Source organism: Neobacillus camarae (assembly GCF_054950115.1).
Window position 1 is genome coordinate 1,363,357 of sequence record NZ_JBUCKX010000002.1, and the last position, 25,536, is coordinate 1,388,892.

The 25,536-nt window shown below is 41.8% G+C and carries 30 protein-coding genes; 22 read left to right on the forward strand and 8 right to left on the reverse strand.

Features of this window, described 5'->3' with window-relative positions; all coding sequences use genetic code 11:
* Positions 1-9: 9 nt before the first annotated feature.
* From ACY8D0_RS14125 to ACY8D0_RS14150, 6 genes are all read left to right on the forward strand, one after another.
* The gene (locus tag ACY8D0_RS14125; RefSeq protein WP_462411133.1) at positions 10-753 is read left to right on the forward strand and encodes a peptidylprolyl isomerase; all 744 of its coding nucleotides are present in this window, start codon (positions 10-12) and stop codon (positions 751-753) included.
* Between the two features lie 78 nt (positions 754-831).
* Complete coding sequence (locus tag ACY8D0_RS14130; protein ID WP_462411134.1) at positions 832-1,041, forward strand: hypothetical protein; 210 nt, start codon at positions 832-834, stop codon at positions 1,039-1,041.
* 152 nt (positions 1,042-1,193) lie between these two features.
* A complete protein-coding gene (locus tag ACY8D0_RS14135; RefSeq protein ID WP_462411135.1) occupies positions 1,194-1,514 on the forward strand; it encodes a hypothetical protein in 321 nt (106 codons plus the stop codon).
* A gap of 146 nt (positions 1,515-1,660) precedes the next feature.
* Positions 1,661-2,857 carry an alanyl-tRNA editing protein gene (locus ACY8D0_RS14140; RefSeq protein ID WP_462411136.1) on the forward strand — a complete coding sequence of 399 codons (1,197 nt, stop codon included), beginning with the start codon at positions 1,661-1,663 and terminating at the stop codon, positions 2,855-2,857.
* Positions 2,858-3,000: 143 nt separating this feature from the next.
* Complete coding sequence (locus tag ACY8D0_RS14145) at positions 3,001-3,378, forward strand: PH domain-containing protein (RefSeq protein ID WP_462411137.1); 378 nt, start codon at positions 3,001-3,003, stop codon at positions 3,376-3,378.
* Between the two features lie 44 nt (positions 3,379-3,422).
* Entirely contained in the window at positions 3,423-3,686 is a 264-nt protein-coding gene (locus tag ACY8D0_RS14150) for a DUF1871 family protein (protein ID WP_462411138.1), read from the forward strand.
* Positions 3,687-4,052: 366 nt separating this feature from the next.
* Here ACY8D0_RS14150 and ACY8D0_RS14155 read toward each other — a convergent pair whose 3' ends face one another.
* The gene (locus ACY8D0_RS14155) at positions 4,053-4,277 is read right to left on the reverse strand and encodes a helix-turn-helix transcriptional regulator (RefSeq protein ID WP_462411139.1); all 225 of its coding nucleotides are present in this window, start codon (positions 4,275-4,277) and stop codon (positions 4,053-4,055) included.
* A 207-nt stretch (positions 4,278-4,484) separates the two neighbouring features.
* On the opposite strand from ACY8D0_RS14155, the gene yugI reads away from it, so the two are divergent.
* A complete protein-coding gene (gene yugI / locus ACY8D0_RS14160) occupies positions 4,485-4,883 on the forward strand; it encodes a S1 domain-containing post-transcriptional regulator GSP13 (RefSeq protein ID WP_462411140.1) in 399 nt (132 codons plus the stop codon).
* 87 nt (positions 4,884-4,970) lie between these two features.
* Entirely contained in the window at positions 4,971-6,173 is a 1,203-nt protein-coding gene (locus ACY8D0_RS14165) for an ornithine--oxo-acid transaminase (protein ID WP_462411141.1), read from the forward strand.
* Positions 6,174-6,489: 316 nt separating this feature from the next.
* Here the strand turns inward: ACY8D0_RS14165 and ACY8D0_RS14170 are convergent, their stop codons facing one another.
* Positions 6,490-6,720 (reverse strand): DUF378 domain-containing protein, encoded by a 231-nt coding sequence (locus ACY8D0_RS14170; RefSeq protein WP_462411142.1) that lies wholly within the window; start codon positions 6,718-6,720, stop codon positions 6,490-6,492.
* A 143-nt stretch (positions 6,721-6,863) separates the two neighbouring features.
* On the opposite strand from ACY8D0_RS14170, the gene ACY8D0_RS14175 reads away from it, so the two are divergent.
* The 3 genes from ACY8D0_RS14175 to ACY8D0_RS14185 all read left to right on the forward strand — a co-directional run bounded on the left by ACY8D0_RS14175 (position 6,864) and on the right by ACY8D0_RS14185 (position 10,041).
* Positions 6,864-8,027: an iron-containing alcohol dehydrogenase gene (locus ACY8D0_RS14175; protein WP_462411143.1), complete on the forward strand. Its 1,164-nt coding sequence runs from the start codon at positions 6,864-6,866 to the stop codon at positions 8,025-8,027.
* 153 nt (positions 8,028-8,180) lie between these two features.
* Positions 8,181-9,527 (forward strand): glucose-6-phosphate isomerase, encoded by a 1,347-nt coding sequence (locus ACY8D0_RS14180; protein WP_462411144.1) that lies wholly within the window; start codon positions 8,181-8,183, stop codon positions 9,525-9,527.
* A gap of 106 nt (positions 9,528-9,633) precedes the next feature.
* The gene (locus ACY8D0_RS14185) at positions 9,634-10,041 is read left to right on the forward strand and encodes a YugN-like family protein (protein WP_462411145.1); all 408 of its coding nucleotides are present in this window, start codon (positions 9,634-9,636) and stop codon (positions 10,039-10,041) included.
* Between the two features lies 1 nt (position 10,042).
* On the opposite strand, the gene ACY8D0_RS14190 is transcribed toward ACY8D0_RS14185, so the two are convergent.
* Entirely contained in the window at positions 10,043-11,029 is a 987-nt protein-coding gene (locus tag ACY8D0_RS14190) for a potassium channel family protein (RefSeq protein ID WP_462411146.1), read from the reverse strand.
* A gap of 168 nt (positions 11,030-11,197) precedes the next feature.
* On the opposite strand from ACY8D0_RS14190, the gene ACY8D0_RS14195 reads away from it, so the two are divergent.
* The 4 genes from ACY8D0_RS14195 to ACY8D0_RS14210 all read left to right on the forward strand — a co-directional run bounded on the left by ACY8D0_RS14195 (position 11,198) and on the right by ACY8D0_RS14210 (position 15,525).
* Complete coding sequence (locus ACY8D0_RS14195; RefSeq protein ID WP_462411147.1) at positions 11,198-12,871, forward strand: DUF6044 family protein; 1,674 nt, start codon at positions 11,198-11,200, stop codon at positions 12,869-12,871.
* Between the two features lie 19 nt (positions 12,872-12,890).
* Positions 12,891-13,931, forward strand: a complete 1,041-nt coding sequence (locus ACY8D0_RS14200) for a glycosyltransferase family 2 protein (protein ID WP_462411148.1) — start codon at positions 12,891-12,893, stop codon at positions 13,929-13,931.
* A gap of 134 nt (positions 13,932-14,065) precedes the next feature.
* Positions 14,066-14,695: a LysE family transporter gene (locus ACY8D0_RS14205; RefSeq protein ID WP_462411149.1), complete on the forward strand. Its 630-nt coding sequence runs from the start codon at positions 14,066-14,068 to the stop codon at positions 14,693-14,695.
* A 53-nt stretch (positions 14,696-14,748) separates the two neighbouring features.
* Entirely contained in the window at positions 14,749-15,525 is a 777-nt protein-coding gene (locus ACY8D0_RS14210; RefSeq protein ID WP_462411150.1) for an enoyl-CoA hydratase-related protein, read from the forward strand.
* A 67-nt stretch (positions 15,526-15,592) separates the two neighbouring features.
* On the opposite strand, the gene ACY8D0_RS14215 is transcribed toward ACY8D0_RS14210, so the two are convergent.
* Both ACY8D0_RS14215 and ACY8D0_RS14220 read right to left on the reverse strand, forming a co-directional pair.
* Positions 15,593-16,957, reverse strand: coding sequence for an amino acid permease (locus ACY8D0_RS14215; protein ID WP_462411151.1), 1,365 nt, complete (start codon positions 16,955-16,957; stop codon positions 15,593-15,595).
* A 68-nt stretch (positions 16,958-17,025) separates the two neighbouring features.
* Entirely contained in the window at positions 17,026-17,187 is a 162-nt protein-coding gene (locus tag ACY8D0_RS14220) for a hypothetical protein (RefSeq protein WP_462411152.1), read from the reverse strand.
* A 238-nt stretch (positions 17,188-17,425) separates the two neighbouring features.
* On the opposite strand from ACY8D0_RS14220, the gene ACY8D0_RS14225 reads away from it, so the two are divergent.
* Positions 17,426-18,226, forward strand: coding sequence for a TraR/DksA C4-type zinc finger protein (locus tag ACY8D0_RS14225; RefSeq protein WP_462411153.1), 801 nt, complete (start codon positions 17,426-17,428; stop codon positions 18,224-18,226).
* A gap of 59 nt (positions 18,227-18,285) precedes the next feature.
* On the opposite strand, the gene ACY8D0_RS14230 is transcribed toward ACY8D0_RS14225, so the two are convergent.
* Complete coding sequence (locus tag ACY8D0_RS14230) at positions 18,286-18,492, reverse strand: YozQ family protein (protein WP_462411154.1); 207 nt, start codon at positions 18,490-18,492, stop codon at positions 18,286-18,288.
* A gap of 91 nt (positions 18,493-18,583) precedes the next feature.
* Between ACY8D0_RS14230 and ACY8D0_RS14235 the strand changes: the two genes are divergently transcribed.
* The 6 genes from ACY8D0_RS14235 (at position 18,584) to ACY8D0_RS14260 (ending at position 23,073) form a co-directional block, all read left to right on the forward strand.
* Positions 18,584-18,724 carry a hypothetical protein gene (locus tag ACY8D0_RS14235; RefSeq protein ID WP_462411155.1) on the forward strand — a complete coding sequence of 47 codons (141 nt, stop codon included), beginning with the start codon at positions 18,584-18,586 and terminating at the stop codon, positions 18,722-18,724.
* A gap of 26 nt (positions 18,725-18,750) precedes the next feature.
* Positions 18,751-19,647 (forward strand): cation diffusion facilitator family transporter, encoded by an 897-nt coding sequence (locus ACY8D0_RS14240; RefSeq protein WP_462411156.1) that lies wholly within the window; start codon positions 18,751-18,753, stop codon positions 19,645-19,647.
* Between the two features lie 226 nt (positions 19,648-19,873).
* Positions 19,874-20,812, forward strand: a complete 939-nt coding sequence (locus ACY8D0_RS14245) for a magnesium transporter CorA family protein (protein WP_462411157.1) — start codon at positions 19,874-19,876, stop codon at positions 20,810-20,812.
* 234 nt (positions 20,813-21,046) lie between these two features.
* Positions 21,047-22,267 (forward strand): helix-turn-helix domain-containing protein, encoded by a 1,221-nt coding sequence (locus ACY8D0_RS14250; RefSeq protein ID WP_462411158.1) that lies wholly within the window; start codon positions 21,047-21,049, stop codon positions 22,265-22,267.
* A 176-nt stretch (positions 22,268-22,443) separates the two neighbouring features.
* Positions 22,444-22,620: a hypothetical protein gene (locus ACY8D0_RS14255; protein ID WP_462411159.1), complete on the forward strand. Its 177-nt coding sequence runs from the start codon at positions 22,444-22,446 to the stop codon at positions 22,618-22,620.
* A 57-nt stretch (positions 22,621-22,677) separates the two neighbouring features.
* Positions 22,678-23,073, forward strand: a complete 396-nt coding sequence (locus tag ACY8D0_RS14260) for a cytosolic protein (protein ID WP_462411160.1) — start codon at positions 22,678-22,680, stop codon at positions 23,071-23,073.
* Positions 23,074-23,108: 35 nt separating this feature from the next.
* Here ACY8D0_RS14260 and ACY8D0_RS14265 read toward each other — a convergent pair whose 3' ends face one another.
* Positions 23,109-24,647 (reverse strand): MDR family MFS transporter, encoded by a 1,539-nt coding sequence (locus ACY8D0_RS14265; protein ID WP_462411161.1) that lies wholly within the window; start codon positions 24,645-24,647, stop codon positions 23,109-23,111.
* 195 nt (positions 24,648-24,842) lie between these two features.
* Positions 24,843-25,406, reverse strand: a complete 564-nt coding sequence (locus ACY8D0_RS14270) for an FAD-dependent oxidoreductase (RefSeq protein WP_462411162.1) — start codon at positions 25,404-25,406, stop codon at positions 24,843-24,845.
* Positions 25,407-25,536 lie beyond the last annotated feature (130 nt).

Genomic DNA, 25,536 nt, shown 5'->3' on the forward strand with positions numbered 1-25,536 from the left:
AAAACTAATATGAGAAAGTATGGGGTAATTAGTTTGATAGGCATCATAATGGTTATGTTCCTTGCTCTCGCTGGCTGCGGGACAAGCAGTAACAAGGGGGCGAAACCGGAAATTTCTAAACCTAAGACGGATCAGAAGGAAGGAGACAGCCAAGTGGCAAACGCAGTTTATCCCCAGTTGACAAATGAGGTTTCGGATACCGAGCGGCTGGTGGAAATGGAGACATCTATGGGGAATATCAAAATTAAATTGTTCCCGGAATATGCTCCGAAAGCAGTCGAAAATTTTATCACCCATAGTGAACAGGGTTATTATAATGGGCTGATTTTTCACCGGGTTATTAAGGATTTTATGATTCAAGGTGGTGACCCAAAAGGGAATGGAACCGGCGGGGAAAGTATCTGGGGGAAACCGTTCGAGGATGAATTCTCACAGAATCTGTTCAATGTCCGCGGGGCATTATCCATGGCAAATGCCGGGGCCAATACGAATGGAAGTCAGTTCTTTATCGTTCAAAGCACGAAACTGGACCCGTCTATGAAAGAACAATTGAAAAAAGCCGGTTATCCGGACGAAATCATCAAGGCATATGATCAGAATGGCGGAACACCATGGCTCGATGGCCGGCATACTGTATTTGGCCAGGTGGTTGAAGGAATGGATGTGGTTGACGCCATTGCCGGCACTTCTGTCGATGCTAAGGACAAGCCGGAAAGTGATGTGACGATAAAGGAAATTAAGGTCTTAAAATAAGCTGATTAGTGGATGGAATTATTTCATATTGCTATAATTAGTTATTAATATGTGTTCTCTGCAGAAAGGGAGAATAAAATGTTTCATTCACTGGTGTTGTCTTTATTCCTTTATTTTCCAGAGGATAAATCGGAATATGTACCTGCCGTCATTTCGTTGGTAATCTTTATGGCGGGAGCCATTGTTGCCATGCGTTTATTTGTGAAAATATCCAAACGGGAAGAGCAGCAGGCAAAGCAATTAGAAGAACGCTTAAAAAACAGTCAAACCGGACCAAAGGACAGCTGAAAAGAGGCTGTTCTTTTTTTTTGTCGTTATGTTGAAATGGATAAGCCTGTTTTCGTGGATTGGTTTAATTATTTAACAAACTTAGGTGAACATCTAAGCTAATCCAAAAAGAAAGACATACTCTATCATGAGACACAAAGGAGGCGATCACTATGACAAAACGACAATTTCCAGGAGGGTTACAAGGAATGCCTGGCCAAATGGGAGGATTCCCGCAAATGGGAGGATTCCCGCAAATGGGAGGATTCCCGCAAATGGGAGGTTCCCCGCAAATGGGAGGATTCCCGCAAATGGGAGGATTCCCGCAAATGGGAGGTTCCCCGCAAATGGGAGGATTCCCGCAGATGGGAGGTTCCCCGCAAATGGGAGGATTCCCACAAATGGGAGGTTCCCCGCAAATGGGAGGCTTTCCGCAATTACAGTCCGGCCAATATGGGAGCCAGTATCCATTTAGGAAGGACAAGAAAAAATAACAGCTTTAGAATATGTTCAAATGGACATAATCCCTAAACTCATTCTAAGACCTGCCTTCTCCTTAGGGGCAGGTTTTCATTTTGAATGGGTTCTACTATACTGAAGTTATAGGTGAAATGGGAACAAAAGACGAGGAGTGTTTAAATTGGCTACAAAACTTTATTATGATGATGCATATATAAAGAATTTTACTGCTCATGTTATGAGACAGGAACAGGACAAAGACGGCAAATGGCGGGCAGTATTGGACCAGACCGCTTTTTATCCCACTGGAGGGGGCCAGCCGTACGATACTGGTTTTATCGGAAATCAACAAGTGGTTAATGTCGAAGAAATAGACGGAGAAATTTTTCATTATCTTGAGAGTCCTTTACATAATCCTGATAACGAGATACGCTGCACGATTAACTGGGAACGACGGTTTGACCATATGCAGCAGCATGCAGGTCAACATATCCTTTCTGCAGCCTTTGAACAATTATTTGAATATAAAACAATTGGATTCCACCTTGGGAATGATGTGGTTACCATTGATCTGGAAACTGAAGAGCTGACAGAAGACCAAGCTGATGCCGCTGAACGTTTGGCAAATCGAATGATTTTGGAAAACCGAGCCATTGAGACGAAGTGGGTAACCGAAGCGGAGCTATCAAAATACCCTCTCAGAAAGGAAACAAAGGTAAAGGACAATATTCGGTTGGTCATTATTCCAGAATATGATTATAATGGATGCGGCGGCACCCACCCCAAAGCCACTGGTGAGGTACGTGCGATTAAAATATTGAATTGGGAAAGGCAGAAGAAAAAAGTCCGTCTTACGTTTATATGCGGGGAGCGGGTTTTAACCCAGTTTGGCCAAAAACAAAAAATTCTCTTGGAATTAACGAAATTATTAAATGCACCAGAACGAGATATGGAACAAGCCGTTAATAGGATGTTGGAAGGGGCAAAAATAACCGAAAAGCAGCTTGAAACACAACAAGCAATGCTGCTTCAATATGAGGCAAGAGAGCTGCTCGAAAATAGGGACGATCGTTTTGTAGGAGCGGTATTTCAAAATCGTACCATACAGGAGCTTCAAAAGTTAGCACGATTAATGGTTGCAGAAAATAGTCAAGCCGTTGTGTTCCTGATCTCAGAAAATGAAAATCGTCTTCAGCTTGTATGTGCACGGGGGGAAGCGCGGGCTGAGAGCATGAAACAAATACTGACTCATGCCCTTACACTTATCAACGGAAAAGGCGGCGGCAGTGACCAGTTTGCCCAAGGCGGCGGAGATGCGCTGATTTCTGGAGAGCAGCTATTGGAACATGTGCAGCAATCTGCCTGCGAAAGGTCATAGTGGGTATACTTCAAAGGCATAATAATATCAGGTTAAAGAAGATATCACTAATGATGAAAAAATATAGGTAATAGGCACTGGTGAGTTTTCTAACCTGGGCTCATTATGTATACTTACACTATTAAAGTATGAGGGTGATATGTATGGGTTTCTTAGATGGCTTAATGGGCAATGCCTCCGAGGTCAATGCAGCTGAAATAGAGAAGGAATATGTTAAAATTCTGGCCCCTGGTGAAAGGATTGAAAAGGCTTATAAGCTAATCCGGGATTTGTTTATTTTTACGAATAAGCGGTTAATTTTAGTGGATAAACAGGGAGTAACCGGCAAAAAGGTAGAATATCATTCCATCCCTTATAAAAACATAACCCACTTTAGTATCGAGACAGCTGGAAACTTTGATTTAGATGCGGAATTGAAAATTTGGATTTCCGGAAACGCTCTGCCGCTGCAAAAGCAATTTAATAAGAACTTAAATATTTACGAGCTTCAAAGTGTCCTCGCTGCCTATGTGCTAAAATAAGATACTTTGAACGACACAAACCGAAAAAAGTAATAGGTGGAAACATGAGAGAAGAAGTTCAAACCAATTTAAAGTTTGTCGATATGTTAAACGAATGGGACCCATTCAAACTAAGTGCCGGAAGCTATGAAACGGAAATTGCCGATGTGATTCAGGCAGTTCATGTAATAGATGATCCGGACAAACTAGCAAGAAATATCCAAGGTATTTATGAATTTTCATTTGAAAAAGTCATTCCCTTTGAGAGCTGTTACCATGTAGCTTTAAAATTATTAGAAATTAAGGCAAACCAATCCTGTTCGTTATAGCTTTGCTTTTGCAATAGGCTCTGTTAAACAATACTATTGATTTCTGTCATTCTGTTGATGGGAGCAGATAAGCTCGACTCCTGCGGGAGTACAGGGCTAGGGAGACTCCCCCGGCACGCCCGCGGGGTTCGCTGAGCTTCATTCGCTGCAATTAACAGCCGATTAACAGAGCCATGCAATAAAAAAACGGACAACCATACAACAGTTGTCCGCTCAAAAAGGGGGGGAATACTAGAAAGCTTATACAATAAGTTTATCCAGTAATTTCTACCCTTATACGTCTTCCATGAAAAAATGAAAGAGAATGAAGAAAATCCTGCAAGGTTTAGTCCTTATTCTCTTTTATTATCATTGTCGGCAGGTCCGTTATGAGGAGGCTGTACGATGTTTCAGGCTGTCATTGAGCACGGAAGCGGGGATATCTAATACAGTGGACAGCCTTAATATAGTCTCATTACTCGGAATTTGCTCTCCGGATTCATACTTTTCAATCGTATGAATTCCCACTCTCATTCTCCTTGCAAGCTCTTCCTGGGTCATCTTCCTTATTTCCCTTGCGTCTTTTATCGTTTGCCCCATTGATTGACTCATCCTGATCACCTCTTTTTTAAATATAGTTTAACGCTGGAATGCTCTCTGGTGTCGGAATTGTTATGAATATTATGTTACAAATTATGGGTATTTTTTCGTTAATTTCACATAAGATACGGATACTGCTTTGATTTGGGAGTCTAATTATGATATAATTTTTTATTGCATATAAATAGGAAATTAATTTGTATATTTAGGAGTGTTTTCATGTCAGAAAAAATTGAACCAGGAAGTATCATAACAGGAAAAGTAACAGGAATTCAACCATACGGAGCATTCGTGGCATTAGACGAAAATACGCAGGGTCTTGTTCATATTTCAGAAATTACCCATGGGTATGTAAAGGATATTAATGACCACCTTAAAGTAGGCGACGAAATTAAGGTAAAGGTTTTATCTATTGATGAGAATGCAGGGAAAATCGGTCTTTCCATCAAAGCTACGGAAGAGGCTCCTGCACAAACCGTAAAGGCTAAAAAACCCCGGAAGCGCCAGGCAGCCGCCATTATCCCAGAAGTTGAAGGACAACAGGGATTCAACACGTTAAAAGACAAGCTGCAAGAGTGGATTGACCAATCACAGCGAGAAGACTTAATAAAAAAATAACCATAATAAGGCCTAGGACTTGCATATTATTTGTTTGTACTAGTCCTTATTTTTTTAAATTCACTATCGGTAAGGGGAGGAATGGTTATGTCATCCATCGAAGATAAGTCAAAGGAAATTATTGAAGTGACAGACAAGTATGGAGCAAAAAACTATAACCCGCTGCCAATTGTAATCTCTTATGCCGAAGGTGTATGGGTCAACGATCCCGAAGGCAATAAATATATGGATATGTTAAGCGCATATTCCGCTGTTAACCAAGGTCACCGGCATCCTAAAATCATCCATGCATTAAAGGAACAGGCAGACAAAGTCACGTTGACTTCCCGTGCCTTTCATAATGATCAGCTTGGACCATGGTATGAGAAAATCTGCCGGTTGACCAACAAAGACATGGCTCTTCCGATGAATACAGGAGCCGAAGCCGTGGAAACCGCTATAAAAGCAGCACGCCGCTGGGGTTATGATGTAAAGGGAATCGAGGAAAACCAGGCTGAAGTAATCGGTTGTTCCGGCAATTTCCATGGGCGGACAATGACAGCGGTATCATTATCATCAGAGGAAGAGTATCAACGGGGGTTTGGCCCGATGCTTCCGGGCATCAAACTCGTTCCATATGGTGATTTGGAAGCATTAAAAGCAGTGATAACGCCGAATACGGCTGCCTTCATAGTGGAGCCAATCCAAGGGGAAGCAGGAATCGTCATCCCGCCGGAAGGGTACCTAAAATCTGCCTATGAGCTTTGCAAGCATAATAATGTGTTATTTATTGCTGACGAAATTCAAGCGGGTTTAGGAAGGACGGGAAAAATGTTTGCCTGCGATTGGGAGGGAATTGAGCCGGATATGTATATCCTTGGGAAAGCACTGGGCGGAGGTGTGTTTCCGATTTCCTGTGTTGCGGCTGATAAGGACATTTTAGGCGTATTCAATCCAGGTTCACATGGGTCGACATTTGGAGGAAATCCAATGGCTTGTGCAGTTTCAATGGCCTCCCTCGATGTACTGGTGGGTGAAAAGCTGGCGGAACGATCACTCCAACTGGGAGAGTATTTCATCCGTGAGTTAAGGCAATTAAAAAATCCGAAGATTAAAGAAATCCGCGGACGGGGATTATTTATTGGCATGGTACTTGACGAACCGGCCAGAAAATACTGTGAACAGCTAAAAGAACAAGGTCTATTGTGCAAGGAGACACACAACACGGTTATCAGGTTTGCCCCGCCATTGGTCATCACTAAGGAAGAATTGGATTGGGCCATGGAAAAGATTCGGAAAGTATTTGGTTAAGATCCAAAAAAGAAAGTCTTGATCAAAAGAAATTGTTGATTTTATAAATCTCTGTTGATTGGAGCGGATAAGCTCGACTTCTCGAAAATCCTCAATGATGCTATCGCATTTTCTTCGTGCGTGGGCAGGGTTCCGAGGTTGAATTTCAATGTTCTGCGGGAGTACGGGGCAGGGGAAACCCTGCAGGTGCTTCCAGCGCCGAGGGGCTCCACAGCACGCCCTTGAGTTCGCGGAGCTTCTTTCGCGGCAATCCACAGCCAATTTAAAGACAAAAAGAAAAGCCGGCCAATTTTGCCGGCTTTTCGGTTGTGCTTACTTATGTCTGGCTTGTTTCAGGAGACCTTACAGTTTCACGATTTGGCTTGAATAGAAGGCCGAGGTTAATCAGACCTGCAATGCCGACCAAACCATATATAATTCTGGAAAGGGCACTGTCTTGGCCGCCAAAGATGCTGGCGACTAAATCAAATTGAAAAAAGCCAATCAGCCCCCAGTTGATGGCGCCGATAATGGTAAGAACAAGTGCAATACGTTGGATAGCGCTCAAAATGGTTCCTCCTTTTTTAGGTAATATTCATATCAGTTATAGAATTAGATAATGGCCTTAAAATATTCATGGAAAAAGAACAAATTTTTTTGGCAAAACAACAGACTATACTATAATGAAGAATGGAAAGGATGGTGTTGAATTTGCAAAATTTCACTTTTAGAAACCCGACTAAACTAATCTTTGGAAAAGAACAACTTGAACAATTAAAAACAGAGGTACCCCGTTTTGGTAAAAAGGTATTGCTTGTCTATGGCGGCGGAAGTATTAAACGGACCGGTCTATATGAGAACGTCATCAACCTGTTAAAAGAAATTGGGACAGAGGTTTTTGAACTTTCCGGTGTGGAACCGAATCCACGAATCACAACTGCCCGCAAAGGTGTTGAAATTTGCAAACAGGAAGGAATTCAATTTTTGTTAGCAGTAGGCGGCGGAAGTGTCATCGACTGCACAAAACTAATCGCTGCCGGTGCAAAATATGACGGTGACGCTTGGGACCTTGTGACCAAAAAAGCATTTGTCAAAGAAGCTCTTCCATTTGGAACGGTATTGACTCTTGCGGCCACTGGATCTGAAATGAACTCGGGCTCGGTCATCACCAATTGGGAAACCAACGAAAAATATGGCTGGGGAAGTCCGTTAACATTCCCGCAGTTTTCTATTTTGGACCCGGTACATACATACTCCGTACCAAAAAATCAAACCATTTACGGTATCGTCGATATGATGTCACACGTTTTTGAACACTATTTTCATTTAGAAGAAAACACGGACTTTCAGGACCGCATGTGCGAAGGATTGCTTTTGACAGTGATGGAAACCGCGCCAAAATTGCTGGAGGACCTTGAAAACTATGATTACCGTGCCACAATTCTTTACAGCGGCACAATGGCGTTAAACGGAATGTTGAATATGGGTTACAATGGGGATTGGGCCACCCACAATCTCGAGCATGCGGTTTCTGCGGTTTATGATATCCCGCATGGCGGCGGATTGGCGATTTTGTTCCCACATTGGATGGAGCATAATCTAAACGTGAAGCCGGAACGGTTTAAAAAATTGGCTGTTAGGGTATTTGGGGTGAACCCTGAAGGAAAAACACCGGAGGAAGTGGGATTGGAAGGCATTCGCAAACTTCGCGAGTTCTGGAACAGTATCGGGGCACCATCGCGCCTGGCAGATTATAACATTGATGACAGCAAACTCGATGTGATGGCAGACCGTGCAATGGTAAACGGTGAATTCGGCCGATTTGCCAAACTAAATCGTGAAGATGTTCTAGCCATTTATCGCGCTTCATTATAAAAACCAAGAACCCGGATTGAACGGTCCGGGTTCTTTTTTACCATGTAAAAAAATTATCGTGAATGGGCACGCTTACATCATATGGGTAATCTTGATATTCTGCTTGTCATTCGATAAAGTGGTTATTGAAAATAAAATTTTGGAGGAGTATGCATGACACACGTTCGTTTTGACTACTCAAAAGCACTTACCTTTTTTGGAGAACATGAAATTACATATATGCGGGACCTGGTGAAAGTGGTCCATCATTCCCTGCATGAGAAAACAGGAGCAGGCAGTGACTTTATAGGCTGGATTGACCTTCCAACTAATTATGATAAAGAAGAATTTTCACGGATTCAAAAAGCTGCTGTGAAGATTCAATCCGATTCAGATGTCCTTCTGGTAATAGGAATTGGCGGCTCTTATTTAGGGGCCAGAGCTGCCATTGAAATGCTTCAGCATAGTTTTTACAATGCGCTTCCTAAAGAAAAACGGAAAACACCACAAATTATTTTTGCTGGAAATAATATCAGTTCCTCTTATATGAGAGATGTAATGGATTTGCTTGAAGGGAAAGATTTTTCCATCAATGTTATTTCCAAATCAGGCACGACAACGGAACCAGCTATTGCTTTCCGGATTTTCCGCAAGCTGCTGGAAGAAAAATACGGAGTGGAGGAAGCGCGCAAACGGATTTATGCCACCACTGATAAAGAAAGAGGCGCGTTAAAGACACTTTCTAATGAGGAAGGTTATGAGACATTTGTGATTCCAGACGATGTCGGAGGCCGTTATTCAGTCCTTACAGCCGTTGGTTTGCTGCCGATTGCTGTCAGTGGGGCGGACATTGAAAAAATGATGACCGGCGCTGCTCAAGCACAAGAGGATTTCAGCAGCTCTGAATTGGAGCAAAATGCTGCCTATCAATACGCAGCCGTTCGCAACATTCTTTATAATAAAGGGAAAACCATTGAAATGCTCATCAATTACGAGCCAGGGCTGCAATATTTTTCAGAATGGTGGAAGCAGCTGTTTGGGGAAAGTGAAGGGAAAGACCAGAAAGGAATTTATCCTTCATCCGCTAACTTCTCCACTGATTTGCATTCGCTCGGACAATATGTTCAGGAAGGCCGCCGCGATATATTTGAAACAATTGTCAAAGTGGAGAAGCCACGCCATGAATTAACCATTGAAGCGGTTGAAAATGACTTGGATGGTTTAAATTATCTGGCAGGCCAAACCATTGATTTTGTTAACAATAAGGCTTTCCAAGGAACTATGCTTGCCCATACGGACGGCGGGGTTCCAAATTTAATTGTGACTATCCCACAAATGGACGAGTACACATTTGGCTATCTTGTGTATTTCTTTGAAAAGGCCTGTGCGATGAGCGGCTATTTGCTTGGTGTGAATCCGTTCGACCAGCCTGGCGTCGAGGCTTATAAAGTGAATATGTTTGCCCTGTTAGGTAAGCCTGGATATGAAGAGAAAAAAGCCGAGCTTGAAAAAAGGTTATAAGAAATATTGATATCAAAAAGTGCTGATCATCATGGTCAGCACTTTTTTAATGGAATTTGTTCGATTGGAGAAACTAACAGGGAATGGTTGAAAGGGGGTAACGACAATGATTGAATTGCAATCGAAAGTCGAAGGTAAGCAGTTTGACCTATATGAATTGGAGCAAAAATTAAAACCAATCGGCTATACGATTGGCGGCAATTGGGATTATGACCATGGCTGCTTTGATTACAAGCTGAATGATGAACAGGGCTACCAGTTTCTAAGGCTGCCATTTTCAGCAGTAGACAGCCAGCTCGATGCCGATAATTGTATTGTGAAGCTGGGAAAGCCATTTCTGTTATCCCATCAATATGAGTCTGGAGTGGATGAACAAGGAGAGGTGGGTAACTTCTCTGCTTCATTCAATCAATTCCAAGAGCCGGTAGATAAGGATGACGGTATTCCAAGTGAATATGTTGAGGCTGGAAAAGCACTGGTCTCCAAATTGGAAACCTTGCTTCTGCCTGACTAATTTAGTGAAGGGCCAACAGCAAGTCATTTTCCTTAATTTCAATCGAGCGGGGAGGGTTCAGCAGTGTTTCCTCTCCTCTTTTTATGCCAATTAGAAGGCAGCCGTTTTCGGTCCTTTTCTCGCCAAGTTCTTGAAAGGTTTTGCCAATATCAGAATCGGAGGCAAAAAAGGTGGACAACCGATTTTCCTGGAGCAATTGAACGATGGTGGATAACAGTCCATCTTCATTGGCGTGGATGCTATTCAGCATCACAATACTGGTTAGCTTATTGGACTGGATTACTTCATCGGCACCTGCCCGTTTGGCATTGATAACTTGTTCGGCTGTTAAAATCTCAATGATGCATTTTAACGTCGGACAGAGCCCCTTAATGGTGAGTAAGGTAAGAATACTGTTCATGTCTGCCTGGAGTTCATCATTTCCCCTGTCCGCGGTAATTAGGACCTTCTCGGCATTTTGAATATCGCTTTTTATAATCGTCTCGTCAACATGGGCTTTACCCTTGATAAAATGCAGGTAACGGGAGGGGATTGGATTTTCCTCTAGTGTTTCGTCAATGAGCACGACCATTCTGGGCTGTCTCATTTGAATAATCTTTTGGATGATTTCTTTTGACCTTTCGTTCCAGCCGATGATAATGATATGGCCTTCCCCTTTAAAGGCAATTCTCCCCTCCAAAAAGGCATCCTGCTTGGTAACGGCAGCGGCAGCCAATGTTCCAAAATAAGAGGAGACAAATCCCACCCCTAATAAAATCAAAATGAGAGCGGTGATTCTTCCCAGCAAGGAATGGGGCACATAATCGCCGTACCCAACCGTCGAGGCCGTAATGATGGCCCACCAGATGCCATCAAACACCGTTGGAAAGGTATCCGGCTCCAATAAATGAATAGAGACTCCAAATGTCAAGAATACCAGCAATGCAATAAATAGAAATCGGATGAGCATCGGCATTCGCAAGAATCCGATAAACATTCGGTTGGGCATCGGTGTCACCTCTTCTTTGATTCACACCTTTTATTATTTGCGAAAAATGATCTTCTAATATTCTACTTATAAACAATTTAAAGAGGAAAAAGGAATAATCTTGTGACTTTATGCAGATTTTAAGAAGGAATAACCCAGTACTTACCATTTATGAGGTGTCAATAAGTGATGATCGCTGTAAAAAAAGAGCAAAAATATATCCTTTTTGCCCTGCTCGTTCTGGCAATCTATCTTTCACCATTGTTTATCCTGCAGGAAAACGCCCACATCCGTGTCCACGATAATTTGGATTCCAATTTGGCGTGGTATAAAGTGCTGTCACGTAGCGGCCAAATGTTTGGCGGGATGTCTGGGGTGATTCCCCAAATTATAAATGGATACCTGCCAAGGAATGCGTTTGGGACGGAATATAGTATCATCGTGTGGCTGTTTTCATTATTCCCGACCATGGTCGCTTATGGACTAAATCAAGCGTTAACCAGAGTGGCCGCGTTTTTCGGCATGTACTTATTGCTAAGAAAACATTTCCTTCCCGGCGATAAATGGCTTCCCATGAACACTGCTGCTTCTTTGGCTTTTGCCTTGACCCCGTTTTGGCCATCGGGGATGTTGAGTACACTGGGGATGCCGCTTGCCCTTTGGGCGTTTCTCAACATCAGGAAGGGAGAGGAGTCGCTAAAAAATTATGCGGTGCTCACCTTCCTGCCGTTTTACGCGAGTATAGTATTGGGGTTTTTCTTTTTCTTATCTGCAATGGGGCTCCTGTGGATATCCGATGCAATGAAACGGAAGGGCTGGAATCTCCGGTTTTTATTCTCCATTGTGTATATGGTATTTGTGTTTATGTTAGTAGAGTATCGGCTGGTTTACTCCTTCCTTGTAAAGGGGGAGCCCAACAGCCGTGATGAATATTTTCACGCCCATCTTTCATTTTGGCATGCTGTCAGGTTGACATTCAAAAACTATTTTCTTGGACACACGCATGTTATGACTGTCCATACGTTATTTATTGTCCCTGCCACGTTTATTGCGTTTTATTTTGTCTTCTCCAAAAAGCTTTGGAGGCAGGAACGAGTCTTTGTATTTTTATTTGTCCTGAATTTTGTTTTGTCATTATGGTATGCTTTTTGGTTTTATGAAGGATGGCTGCCATTAACGCAAAAGTTCCATTTTATGAATACGTTTAATTTTGCCCGATACCACTTCTTGAGGCCTATGATCATTTACGCCAGCTTTGCACTTGCTCTAAAAATAATCTCGCTTCAGGGATTCAGTTGGTCACAAACGGCAAGGTGGCTGGCAGCCCTGCAAATCTTGCTCTTATGTTTATTCAATGATGAAGTCATTTATCGAAATAAACCAACGGTAAAGGAATTTTATGCCCAAGAATTATTTCATGACATTAAAGAATATATCGGGCAGCCCCAGGAAAAATACCGCGTCGCCAGCATTGGAATCCATCCGGCGATTGCACAGTATAATGGGTTTTATACCCTTGACACCTATAACAACTTTTATCCGCTAAGTTATAAACATCAATTTAGAAAAATTATTGAAAAAGAATTGGCCAAAAATAGCACCATCCGTAAATATTTTGATAAGTGGGGTGGACGGTGTTACCTATTTACCGCCCAGCTCGGGAAAAGATACATGGTAAAAAAAGATTCCAAACGGCATTTGAAAAACCTGGAACTCAATACCGAAGTTTTTAGGGAAATGGGCGGCCGTTACATTTTTTCTGCCTTGCCGATCGATAATGCGGAGCAAAATCAGTTGAGGCTGGAGAAGACCTTCGTCTCGAAGTCTTCCGCTTGGAAAATATACTTGTACAGAACATTTTAAACATCGGGGGTAAACGCTGATGATCGAACCTATATTAACGATAGTAGTACCCTGTTATAACGAAGAAGCTGTATTGCCGGAGACGTTTGTTAGGCTCAGACAGCTGTTAAAAGATCTCATCGCCGAGGAACTGGTCTCTGCTAATAGTAAAATTTTATTTGTGGATGACGGGAGCAAGGACCAAACCTGGAATTTAATCTACAAAGAAGGACTGCGCAACCCGTTAATCCGAGGTCTGAAGTTAGCCCGAAATGTCGGGCACCAAAACGCTTTGCTTGCGGGATTGAGTTCGGCAAAAGAGGTTTCCGATTGTGTGGTTTCCGTTGATGCTGACCTCCAGGATGATATACGAGTTATCCGGGAGTTTATTGTAAAATTTCAGGAAGGCTGTGACATTGTATACGGTGTCCGTAAAAGCCGCGAAACGGATACATTTTTTAAACGGAGTACTGCACAGGGTTTTTATCGTTTGATGAAAAAGCTTGGTGTTGACCTGGTCTACAACCATGCAGATTTCCGGCTGATGAGTAAAAGAGCTTTACAGGAACTGGATCGCTTTAAAGAGGTCAATTTATTTTTAAGAGGAATTGTACCTTTACTTGGGTTCCGCTCGGATACTGTTTATTATGATCGTTTGGAAAGACAAGCAGGTGAAACCAAATATCCGCTTAAGAAAATGCTGGCGTTCGCCTTTGACGGGATTACCTCTTTCTCTGTATCCCCAATCCGCTTAGTGTTAATTATTGGTCTGCTCTCCTTCCTGGCCAGTTTGTTATTTGGAGGTTATTTTGTATTGCTAAAATTTTGGGGGGCAACCCAAACCGGTTGGACGTCGTTGATCATTTCCATCTGGCTAATCGGTGGTCTGCAATTGATTGCAATCGGCCTGATTGGAGAATACATAGGAAAGATTTATAAAGAAGCCAAACAGCGCCCTAAATATATCGTTGATATTGATACGTTAAATCTCCCAATCCCAAGACGGCATTTATTGGAGTCTATTGCAGAGGATGATTTGTACAATATGGATAGCAAAAAAGTCTCGGAAACAAAGCAATAGATTTTTTGAGTCAATTTTTTCAGGAATCACTTAGAACAGGCTGATTTATAGGCGGCCTGTTTATTTTTTTGTGGTACAACCTCCCCTTACTGAATAAATATGGGTAGACAGGCTTTTAGGGGAGGGTAGAAAGAATGAATGTATTTATAAGTTATATCTTATTAGGGCTATCGCTGGCTGCCCCCATTGGGCCGATTAATGCGGCACAGATTGACAGAGGAATCCGTAACGGCTTTATGCATTCCTGGTTAATCGGGGTCGGTGCGGTTATAGCCGATGGTATTTATATGCTTGTGGTCTACATAGGGGTTGTGAGATTTCTCGAGGCGGAAATTGTCCAAACCTTTCTCTGGCTGTTCGGCTGTTTTGTCTTAGTCTACACAGGCGTAGAAACGATGGTGAACGCCGGTAAAATATCCTTAGAGCAAGCGCGGGGAAAAGAACCATTGGTAAAATCGTTTTTTACCGGTTTCTTTATGTCCATCTCGAATCCTTTAACCATATTGTTTTGGCTGGGAATCTATGGTTCGGTGCTGGCCAAGACAGCGGCTACCTATGAGACAAGTCAATTGATACTTTACAGCAGCGCTATTTTTATCGGGTTATTGATTTGGGATATTACGATGGCTGGTGTGGCAAGCAGTTTCCGCAATTTTTTAACATCCAAGCTGTTGGTGTTTATTTCCTTCATCTCGGGGTTATCCTTAATTGGCTTCGGAATATATTTTGGTTTCCATGCCTTTCATCTATTATTTGACAGGTGAAAAATACCTCAATTACTATGAAGAAAATGCCATATCCATTAAGGAGGGAGAATATGAGCAAAGTAAAGTTAACATTGGATGATCCGTTTGCCGTGATTACGATTAACCGGCCGGAGCAGCTGAATTGTTTTGATTTGGAGAGCCTCACACAGCTTAGAGATATTGTCGACAGTTTGAAGTTTGATAAAGAAATCCGGGCCGTTATAATTACCGGAGCTGGAGAAAAGGCATTTAGTGCGGGTGCTGATTTAAAGGAACGAGGAACACTGGACGAAAAGGGTGTACGGAGAAATGTCAACTTGATACGGGACATCTTCACCATGATTGAAGAACTGCCGCAGCCAACCATCGCGGCCATCAATGGCTATGCACTGGGAGGCGGGCTGGAGCTTGCGCTTGTCTGCGATTTTCGGATAGCTGTTAAGGAGGCTGTAATGGGATTAACAGAGGTCAGTTGGGGCATCATCCCGGGAGCGGGAGGAACCCAGCGTCTTAGTCGATTAATCGGAACATCCAAGGCAAAAGAATTAATCTTTACCGCAAGAAAAATTGGCGCCTATCAGGCCTATGAACTTGGGATTTTAAACAAGGTGGTGGAGCGGGAAGAATTAATGAAGGCAGCCATTGATTTAGCCCAGGAAATCACCCGGAATGCACCACTAGCAGTAACCCAGGCCAAATATGCCATCCAATTTGGCAGCAACGTCGACATCAAGACCGGCCTTGCCATCGAATCCAAAGCTTACGAAGTCATCATCCCCACCAAAGACCGCATCGAAGCCCTAAACGCCTTCAAAGATAAACGAAAGCCTAACTTCAAAGGTGAATAAGGGGCCTGTCCCTCAGCGCTTTAAAGCGCTGGGGGACAGGCCCCCGCTGCGTTAATACGGTAATGCGTTAGGCGGTTGGCCATGGTTTAAGGATGCTTTTTCTTTTTTTGTTTTCTGCTTTTTTCCATTTTACTCTCATCATTAGTGTGATGAGGCCGATGACAGCAATGAAGGCCATGCTGATGAAGAAACCGGGCCGGCTCGTGTCGTGGAACAGGGTGCCGCTGACGGCGATAAGAATGAAGATGACTCCGATGATATATTTGATTTTATCTTTGGTTTGTAAATCCAAGATTTTTCTTGAAGATGCCAATATAAATATCCAATTATAGAGCAGCATGAGTCCGGCTGCGGTTGTGATATATTCGTATATCCGGTTAGGCATCAATAGAGCCGCCAACACCGATGCCGCAATGCCTGCCATGGTAATCAAAAGTGTGGGCCATGGGACCTTTAGTTTTCCTTTTTTTGCACAGCTTGCCGGTGCATCTCCTTCTTTTGCCAGGGTGACGAGCACACTGGTGACCCCATAAAGGGAAGCGGTCATCGTTGAAAAGCCCGCAATAATTAAAGCCGCATTAAAAAAATGAGGCACGAAAGCTAGATGATAGGCATCCAAGGCAATTACGAACGGACTTTCCTTCGTCGAAAAATCTTTCCATGGAACCATGGTTACAGCCAGTCCGATGGAGAGGGCGTATAATACCATTAGGGTAAACAGCATAAATTTCCCTGCTTTCGGCGCTTCTTTCGGATCCTTTAGATTTTTTGCCATCAAACCAAGAATCTCAATTCCCCCAAACGCATAGAAGGCAAACAGGACGGCGGACCATAATCCCGAAAAATTCCCTGGAAAAAAGTCCTTTGTTTCATCCGGGTACCGGATTGGACGGTCGCCATCGATTACACCAAAAATGGCCAGTGCCGCAATAACAATGAACATGACGATCGCGGATATTTTTAAAACGGCCAAAATATTCTCGATTTTGTTTAAAACCCCTACCCCGATCAAAACTATTGCTAGCCCAAGGATTGCATAACAACCCGCAAACAGCCAAAGAGGCACCTTTGGAAACCAAAACCGTGAAAAAATGGATAGGGCCGTCATTTGGCTTCCCATAATCAACACCTCGGAACACCAATAAACCCAGCCGCTGCTAAATCCGGCCCATTTCCCATAAGCCTTTTTGGCATAGGATCTAAAGCCGCCCTCAAGAGGTTCCTTGGCCGTCATTTTGGAAAGAGCATCGAACACAAAATAAGTACCCAAGGCGGCAATCATATAGCCAATCAAAATGGCTGGCCCCGCCATCTTAATCGCTAAACTGGAGCCAAGAAAAAAACCTGTGCCAATGGTGCAGCCCACGCCAAATAAAGAAAGCTGCCACCACTTTAATTTATCCTCATGTCCCCCGGTCTTTGAATTACCCATTGATATTCTCCTTTTTGAGTAGCTTTTTCGTCAAAAAGGGTTGAGGCTTTCCCCCAACCCTTGTACCACTACAGGTCCCTTCCAGTGGCACCAATTGATTTATCAGTGTTGCTTTGGTTATTATAGTCTCTATCATTTACTCCGCGCTTCTGTTCATGGTCTGTTCCTAAATACGCTGATTCATGCTTTTGTTGAACTTTTCTAAACTTATCAAAGTTTTCATTTACCAAATTGATCCCCCCATTTCTTATTGTATTTTATTTTTAAGATACACGGACAAACTTAACTTATTCAGAATAATAAAGGTGAATACTGGAATTGGTTTGACGATAACGGGAAAAACTCCCACTTTTTGAAGCATCACTTTGGTACATATTCAACCGTAAAAACAATGACAATATAAAAGAACTATATAAAAAACAACATACATTCCGAACCGCGCTTTTCTAAATGAAAGGGGTATGCAAAATGTTAACGACTGAGCAGTTAGCCGATTTGCGGATACAATTATTGCAGGAAAAAAATGATATAGAAGACCGTCTTGAACAGAATGATTTTTTTCAATTGGAAAGAGGGCATGCTCATGAATCAGTGGGGGAATTGTCCAGTTACGACAACCACCCTGCCGACGAAGGCACAGAGCTGTATGAAAGGGAAAAAGACATTGCCTTAAAGGAACATTATGAACTGCAGCTGAAAAATGTGGAACGAGCTTTGGCTGCGATGGAGAACGGGACATACGGTCAATGTGCCGTTTGCGGGAAGGACATTCCATTGGAGCGGCTTAAGGCCCTCCCAAACACCACGCATTGTATTGAACATAGTCCTGACAAAGTCATTTCCCGTGAACGCCCGATTGAAGAAGGGGTATTAATGCCGCCGTTTGGCAAATTTGATATGGATGAACAGGATGAGAACGTGGCCTTTGACGCAGAGGATGCATGGCAAGTCGTTTCACAATGGGGGACAAGTGAATCTCCCTCCGACTTTTTATATCCCAAGGACCATTACAATGATGTCTCGACGGAAGCAGAAGAAAACGAAGGCTATGTAGAGGACTATGAGAATTTTGTTGGTACCGATATGTATGGAAAAAATATTACGGTTTATCCGAATTCACAGCATGAACGATATGAAGAGGCACTTGATGAAGAAGGAACCATGACCATCTTCGGCGATCTGCCCGCTTTTGAACATGAACCGTATGTAGAAGATGATGACAATTATATAGAACCTCACGATCCAAACAGAATTGACCAAAGACCCTAGGTTGTAAAAAAAGAAAACAGCTTTCAACCAAGAAAGCTGTTTTCTCTGATTTTGATTGGCTATTTGGAATCGTTCTGCCCAAGGGGAATATCTTTGCCGGCCACGTCTTCCATGACACCGCCAATTTCCCCTTCCATATAGGCGTCCATTGCCTGTTCATGGGTAGTGGCAAGGCCGGAAGATACGGAGTCCCCTTTTTCATAATCATTTTCACGAAATACACGTCCGGCAATTTCTGAACTATTTTGTTGATTCTTTTTGGTCAAATGAACCACTCCTTTTTTAATATGATTCATGGCTATTTTTTTCTATTTCCTTTAGGATTACTCTAAAAACTTTCTTTGAAAGGTTGATGAAATGATGAATCGCAAAAAAAATTTCCTATCCAGAAAACAATTAGACCAGGCCTTTCACTTCCTCCATGACCAAATTAACCGGATTTCCGTGGATGAGGAAGTTGAAAGGTTAAAACAGGAAAAACAAGGGAATGAAGAGTAAGGGAGTTTAACACAAAGGTGGTCAATATGGGAACGAGAGAGGCACTGGCAAAAAAAATTGCCTGGATTAGCGTCATTAGCAATGTCATTCTTACACTAGGAAAAGTCATCATTGGACGGTACGGAAACAGTGATGCTGTTTTTGCCGATGGAATTCACTCAGCGGCCGATGTGTTTGCATCGGTCATCGTCCTTTTGGTCATTAAAATCGCCAACAAGCCTGCGGACAAAGAACATCCATACGGACACGGCAAAGCAGAAGTCATTGTTTCGGGCATTGTAGGTATCATGCTTTTCTTGGTTTCTATCTATGTTGCGTACGAGGGAATGCTTGGATTTTTTAAAGACGCCGAATCCCCGAGCATTCTCGCGATGTGGGTGGCGGTTTTTTCGTATGTGACCAAGGTGATTTTGTATCGAAGTTCATTAAAAGTCGCGGAACAAAATAACAGTAAGGCGATTGAAGCGATAGCGTTTGACCATAAAGCAGATATCGTCGCTTCGATTGCTGCCGGTACTGGGGTCATTTTATCGATTGCAGGCGAACGTCTGAATATTGGAATCTTAATGTACGGAGACAGAGCAGCGAGCATTTTTGTCGCATATCTGATTTTTAGGATAGCAAAAGATATGTTAACAGAGGCATTTGATATTTTATTGGAACGGAATATTAGCACGGAGAAGATTCAGGAATATATTGCTGTTATAAACGAATTTCCCGAAGTGAAACGAATCGACCGGATTCGTGCAAGGGAACATGGCCATTACATTCTCGTCGACCTGCGGATTGCGATTGATCACTTTAAAACCATAAAGCAAGGACATGACCTCGCGAGAACGATTAAGCGGAAACTTATGGACCAGAACGATAATATTCGTGAGGTTTTAATCCATCTGAACCCTTATTTTCCAGAAGAAAAATAATTTCCAAAAAAAACTGATTTGTACTTTCGGATATAAGGGTTTATGATTAGTATGGATAAAAAAGTGAAAAAGGAGTTGATATTGTTGAGTTACTCTATGGACCCGGACCCCAGCAGTCAAGGGGAAGTCAATCGTTTCTTTCAATTGATGGAGTTGGTTTCTACAATAATATTAACTCTAAGAGGTAATTGGCTTCCTCAAACAAAGTAAGTGAGGAGGTTTTTGCATGCTGGAAATTTTTAATAGTACCGAAACTAGGGTTTTGGAAAAAGTGGATGTGATTTCTAAAGGCTGCTGGGTGAATATGTATGCGCCGACAGTGGAGGAAATTGCACGGGTATCATCGGATGCCCAAGTGGATATTGACATCATAAAAGACGCGCTGGATGATGAAGAACGTCCGAGGATTGAACGAGATGAAGGCAGGGTCTATATTATCGTCGACTTCCCATATATCGTCCACGATGAAAACGGATTGGAAGTTTATGAAACGATACCAATTGGCATTATTCTAACGGATGACAACATTATTACGGTATCTTTAAAAGATTCACCGATTATTGACGAGTTTAGGAAAAACCGAGTAAAAGAATTTTATACGTTTAAAAAGACGCGCTTCGCATTGCAGCTTTTATTTGTCATCTCGTCCTACTATCTCCGTTATTTGAAACAAATTAATAAGAAAACAAATGATATTGAACGCGTGGTTCATCAATCATTGAAAAATAAGGATCTTTACGCTTTTCTATCTTTAGAAAAGAGCTTGGTCTATTTTACGACCTCTTTAAAATCTAATAAGGTTGTTTTGGATAAAATTTTGCGTTTCAACTATTTGAAAATGTATGAGGAAGACAAGGATTTATTAGAGGACGTTATCATTGAGAAAACGCAGGCCATTGAGATGGCTGAAACCTATCATACCATTTTAACCGGAATGATGAATGCTTTCGCCTCCATTGTTTCCAATAACTTGAACATTGTCATGAAATTCTTAACCTCCATTACTATCATTCTATCGTTCCCGACAATGGTATTCAGTTTGTACGGGATGAATGTGGAACTGCCATTTCAGCATAGTCCCCATGCGTTCCTGATTGCCCTGCTGATTTGCGGCATTCTGTCTTCTATAACGGGATATGTGTTTTGGAAAAAGAAATATTTCTAGAGTACCAGCCTTGAATAGGTTGGTTTTTTTTAACCTGCAATTTCAATCGTTATTTTTTCTCATTTTTTTAAAAAATATAGTCTTAAGTGGCAAGAATTTAAAAAATTTCCCAATATAAGTGATTGGAAATCAGCGACCCCACAAAGATTTGTTATTTTAAAAATTATCAGTGTATTAATCGCTTTTTTGTAGTAAAATAAGGAAAAATAAAGAAAGGCAAGCCTGGTGGTCAAAATGGAATTTGGAGCCCTGATCAAATACTATCGAACACAAAAGGGAATCACACAAGCGGAGCTTGCTAAAGGGATTTGCTCGGTTCCGCATCTAAGTAAAATTGAAAACAACTCAAAAGAAGCCAACAAAGATACCATTGCACTGTTGCTTGACAGGCTGCAAGTCAGCCTTGAAGAAATAGAAGAAAAAGAGGGAGAAATTCAGGCTCTCTTAGGACAGTTTAGTGATAAGATTAATTATTTCTTGATTGGTGAAATAGATGAGATCTATCATAAACTTCAAGAAATGGAGCATATTATTCCATTCTCACAATATATCTATACATATGAATTATATAAATATAGGTATTTATTATTTAAAGGTTTTCTAACTGAAGCCGAACCTCAAAAAGACCTATTATATAAACAAAAGAAAAATTTTTCCCAATATGAAGAGTATTTATTTCATTACTATAATGCGGTATTTTTAATATTGAGAAACCAATATAAGGAAGCTGATGAATTATTAGAAAGTCTTTATAATGAATTTCATTATGAATCACTAAGTGGTGAATTCCTTTACCACCGTGCGCTTGTAAAAATGTCACTGGACGAATCAAGCCATGCCATCCACTTTGGCAAAATGGCATTGGAGATTTATTCTAATCAGTACAATTTTATTAGGGTTCTTCATACTTTAATTCTTCTCGGCATTAGCTACACTCATTCATATATCTATGAAGAGGCACTGGAATGCTATAGGCATTCGATTCGCAATGCCGAAATATTAAAAGAAGAAAAGTTGCTTCCGCAAATTTATAATAATATGGGGCACTTGCAAAGTAAATTAAACAAGTATAAAGAAGCGCTTTACTACTATGAGAAGAGTATTGCTTTACAGAGTGAAGTTAATGAACATTATTTAGCCACGCTTTACTCTATGGGTGAACTGCATTATTATAACGAAAAAGTAGATCAGGCTATAACCTGTTTTCAAAAAGTTAATTTACATTCTAAGGAACTTAAGATAAGAAAATTCCATTTACTGTCTGAGTTTTATCTGCTAAATATAAATTCACAAGACAAGGCAATAAAGTATTTAGAATCAAAAGTAATTCCTTACTTTGAAGAAATCAAGGAATATAAGGATTATTTAATTAAATTTTATAAAATGCTAGCAGAGCACTATACCCAGAAGGGAATGGCTTTTGCAGCAGTCAAATATTTACATAAAATTACTTAGGAGGTATTCCACATGAAAAAGTATGCAGTCATTGTATACACTATTTCAGTACTAGCGCTATTTCTTGCAACTCAAGGTGCAAATGTTCCTATTCTCCCTCCAGTATGATAGAAAAATCCCTGATTCATGTCAGGGATTTTTTTTGTGCATAATACATGATAAATGGGGTGATTTAGATGAATGGGACCGGAAAAGAGCCGCAATTTCAAAGCGGCCATTCGGCAGATAAAATGGAGAAAGGACTGTACGGCCTAGACCCGGAAATGAGCCTGCTGTCCGTCAGCTTTGCCTCCACGGAAAATCCCTATTTAAATGAACATTATCAGGAAGATCCCAAGGACAAGGAGAATTGATTTTGGGCTTTATAGGGAACACTAACATTATTATGGCAAAGGATTAAGGAGGACAAAATGCAATCATTTGTAGTAAGTTTTCATCAAGAAGACAATGTCGATACGATGCAGGTCCAAAAGCTGAGCGAGGAGGACTTCGAAAAAGCAACCGAAGGTGGTACCAGGCATCTATTTGAACTGGATACCAATATTGGCCTATTTGTGTTTTTCGATGGTGCCGATGAAGATGGGACGATTTCCTATATGATGCTTCATTATGTGGAAGGCAATGAGGACCCTGCAGGCTGCTATGCCTATCAGCTAAGTGACTTTTATGAATTCATGGCCCTGTTTTTACAAGACATGAATTTTGATGAGGATTCAGAAGAGGAAGACGAGGCATACGGACCGGTTCACCATTTGGCCCACCTCATTTTTCACATTGTGGATGCCGGAAATGACATTCAGGTTTAAACTCTTTGCATTAAAAATAAAAAAAGCACTGGGCCTCACTGGGCACCAGTGCTTGAATGATGATGGTCATCTGTTTTTGGAGCTGCGGGAACACGTGCATTACCCATGAAAAATATGGTAATAGCTATCAAGGCAATGGGTATTAAGGTAAGCATAAAAGTATAGGTAATGGAATCCGACATGGCATGAATGATTTTATCCAATACAAACCCCGGTATCTTTGACCGTTCCTCAGCTTGAAAGATTTCTCTCGGGTCACCGACAGAAAAATTACCTCCCCCTTGCATTCCCTTAAAAGCTTCTTTTAATTCGGCAGTAAACCGATTCCCCTGTATTGTCCCGAAAATGGTCACTCCCAGCGTCATTCCAAACGAACGCAGAAACGAATTGGTGGAATTTGCCGTACCACGATATTGGGGTTCTAGGTTGTGATTCGAAGCCGTTGGCAGGAGAGAAAAAGAAAACCCAACCCCAAAGCCTACCAAAACCATATAAAGGGTAAGCAGCCAGCGTGCTGTATTGACATCCATTATCCCAAGCAAGTACATGCCGGCAATATAAGAAACAATCGAGAGAACCATAAGGTTCCGGTAAGATGTCTTAGTCATAAAAATTCCGCCGATTGAACTGCCGGCAACAGAACCAAGCATCATGGGTGTTAAAATTAATCCGGAATTTTTGGCTGTCCCGCCATATACCGCCTGAACAAATATGGGGATAAATACAGTTAGGATAATAAATGTTCCTCCATATAAAAAGGCCAGTATTTGTGAGGCGGCAAATAACCGTTTTTTAAACAGCCACAGAGGCAGGATCGGTTCGGTAGCTTTTAATTCAGCAGCGAAGAAGCAGATAAAAAACACAAAGAAGCTGATGAACAGGCCGATAATTTGGACAGAATCCCAATCGTACTCTTTCCCGCCAAGTTCTAGTGCGAACATCAGGCTGACAACAGAAATGACCAGTGTGATGGCCCCAAGCCAGTCAACCCTTTGTTTCGAGTGCTCCATGGATTCATGATAATACCTGACAATCAAAAAGATGGAGAGTATTCCAATTGGCACATTCACATAAAAAATCCAGTGCCAGCTCATATAGTCCGTAATATAAGCACCAAGCAGCGGGCCAAGGATACTGGAAGAGCCAAATACGGCACCCAAAAGTCCTATCATTTTCCCGCGATTTTCAGGAGGAAAAACATCGAAGACGATGGTAAATGCGATGGGCATTAACGCCCCGCCGCCAATCCCTTGAATGGCCCGATAAATGCTTAACTGAACAATGGTCTGGGCAATTCCGCAAAGCGCCGAGCCAGCAAGAAAGACAATCAATCCAAAGATAAAAAAACGTTTTCGGCCATACATATCGGACAGCTTGCCGAAAATCGGCATGCCGGCCATAACGGCGACCATGTAGGCCGAGGTTACCCATATAAACTTGTCAAACCCCCCTAAATCAGCCACAATCGTCGGCATTGCCGTGGCCACAATCGTATTGTCCATGGCAGACATTAATATCGCTAATAATAATCCGGCGACTACAGGTTTTAGACTCGTTTCTTTCGTCATTAACATTCTCCTTTAAGGAAAATAGGATACCAGGCTCATTCAGTTTAATGGGTGGGACCAAAAAATGTCAATTTGAAATTTAAGATTTTGAGAGTCTGCCGAAAAGAAAGACTGTTAATGTATTAGAACGGGGAACTACCGGATGTGGAAAGATATAAAAAAACCAGGCCCGTTTAATGGACCTAGTTCTTATAATCAAAGTTATGCTTTTAAAATATCGTGGTCTACGTATCGTTCGCCATTTAATTCACTGATCAGGTTAATGGCAACTTTTGCACCGTCTCCGGCAGTAATAATGGTATGCATGCTGACACCGGCAATGGTTCCGGCTGCCCAGACGCCTTCCACATTCGTTTTACCGCTGGCATCAACGTCAAGAATGGTTTTTACCCTTGGCTCGGTGCCAGGCTTCGTGTTTAATCCAGCTTTTTCAGCCAAGTCAGCCAACATGCCAGTAGCAATCACCACATGCTTTGCCTCGTAGGCAGCTTGTTCGGTTTCAATTTTTAATCCGCTTTCAGTTTTTGTAATATTCGTAACCGTTGCTTGAACAATTTCTGCACCAAATTTTGCAGCTTGGTCTTTACCGGTTTGAACAAGATCAGGACCAGTGACTTCTTTTACCCCATAATGGTTTTCAATCCAGGCCCGTTTTGTCACACTCTTGTCATTATCGATAACTAATGTTTGTTTTCCAGCCTTCGCTGTAAAAATAGCCGCGCTTGCACCGGCAGGACCGGCGCCAACAATTACTACATCATACATGCTAATAACCTCCCAAATGAATGTCTAACACTAATATTATTAGCCAACCATTTTTGAAAGTAAAATATATTGCTTAAATCAAAAATTTCAGGAGACGAAAAAAAAACGGTTGAAATCTTATCCCATAACA

Coding starts and splice junctions, on each gene's coding strand:
- ACY8D0_RS14125 (WP_462411133.1), top strand. CDS start 10: ATGAGAAAGTATGGGGTAATTAGTTTGATAGGCATCATAATGGTTATG.
- ACY8D0_RS14130 (WP_462411134.1), top strand. CDS start 832: ATGTTTCATTCACTGGTGTTGTCTTTATTCCTTTATTTTCCAGAGGAT.
- ACY8D0_RS14135 (WP_462411135.1), top strand. CDS start 1,194: ATGACAAAACGACAATTTCCAGGAGGGTTACAAGGAATGCCTGGCCAA.
- ACY8D0_RS14145 (WP_462411137.1), top strand. CDS start 3,001: ATGGGTTTCTTAGATGGCTTAATGGGCAATGCCTCCGAGGTCAATGCA.
- ACY8D0_RS14150 (WP_462411138.1), top strand. CDS start 3,423: ATGAGAGAAGAAGTTCAAACCAATTTAAAGTTTGTCGATATGTTAAAC.
- ACY8D0_RS14155 (WP_462411139.1), bottom strand. CDS start 4,277: ATGAGTCAATCAATGGGGCAAACGATAAAAGACGCAAGGGAAATAAGG.
- yugI (WP_462411140.1), top strand. CDS start 4,485: ATGTCAGAAAAAATTGAACCAGGAAGTATCATAACAGGAAAAGTAACA.
- ACY8D0_RS14165 (WP_462411141.1), top strand. CDS start 4,971: ATGTCATCCATCGAAGATAAGTCAAAGGAAATTATTGAAGTGACAGAC.
- ACY8D0_RS14180 (WP_462411144.1), top strand. CDS start 8,181: ATGACACACGTTCGTTTTGACTACTCAAAAGCACTTACCTTTTTTGGA.
- ACY8D0_RS14185 (WP_462411145.1), top strand. CDS start 9,634: ATGATTGAATTGCAATCGAAAGTCGAAGGTAAGCAGTTTGACCTATAT.
- ACY8D0_RS14190 (WP_462411146.1), bottom strand. CDS start 11,029: ATGCCCAACCGAATGTTTATCGGATTCTTGCGAATGCCGATGCTCATC.
- ACY8D0_RS14195 (WP_462411147.1), top strand. CDS start 11,198: ATGATCGCTGTAAAAAAAGAGCAAAAATATATCCTTTTTGCCCTGCTC.
- ACY8D0_RS14200 (WP_462411148.1), top strand. CDS start 12,891: ATGATCGAACCTATATTAACGATAGTAGTACCCTGTTATAACGAAGAA.
- ACY8D0_RS14205 (WP_462411149.1), top strand. CDS start 14,066: ATGAATGTATTTATAAGTTATATCTTATTAGGGCTATCGCTGGCTGCC.
- ACY8D0_RS14210 (WP_462411150.1), top strand. CDS start 14,749: ATGAGCAAAGTAAAGTTAACATTGGATGATCCGTTTGCCGTGATTACG.
- ACY8D0_RS14215 (WP_462411151.1), bottom strand. CDS start 16,957: ATGGGTAATTCAAAGACCGGGGGACATGAGGATAAATTAAAGTGGTGG.
- ACY8D0_RS14225 (WP_462411153.1), top strand. CDS start 17,426: ATGTTAACGACTGAGCAGTTAGCCGATTTGCGGATACAATTATTGCAG.
- ACY8D0_RS14235 (WP_462411155.1), top strand. CDS start 18,584: ATGATGAATCGCAAAAAAAATTTCCTATCCAGAAAACAATTAGACCAG.
- ACY8D0_RS14240 (WP_462411156.1), top strand. CDS start 18,751: ATGGGAACGAGAGAGGCACTGGCAAAAAAAATTGCCTGGATTAGCGTC.
- ACY8D0_RS14245 (WP_462411157.1), top strand. CDS start 19,874: ATGCTGGAAATTTTTAATAGTACCGAAACTAGGGTTTTGGAAAAAGTG.
- ACY8D0_RS14250 (WP_462411158.1), top strand. CDS start 21,047: ATGGAATTTGGAGCCCTGATCAAATACTATCGAACACAAAAGGGAATC.
- ACY8D0_RS14255 (WP_462411159.1), top strand. CDS start 22,444: ATGAATGGGACCGGAAAAGAGCCGCAATTTCAAAGCGGCCATTCGGCA.
- ACY8D0_RS14260 (WP_462411160.1), top strand. CDS start 22,678: ATGCAATCATTTGTAGTAAGTTTTCATCAAGAAGACAATGTCGATACG.
- ACY8D0_RS14265 (WP_462411161.1), bottom strand. CDS start 24,647: ATGTTAATGACGAAAGAAACGAGTCTAAAACCTGTAGTCGCCGGATTA.
- ACY8D0_RS14270 (WP_462411162.1), bottom strand. CDS start 25,406: ATGTATGATGTAGTAATTGTTGGCGCCGGTCCTGCCGGTGCAAGCGCG.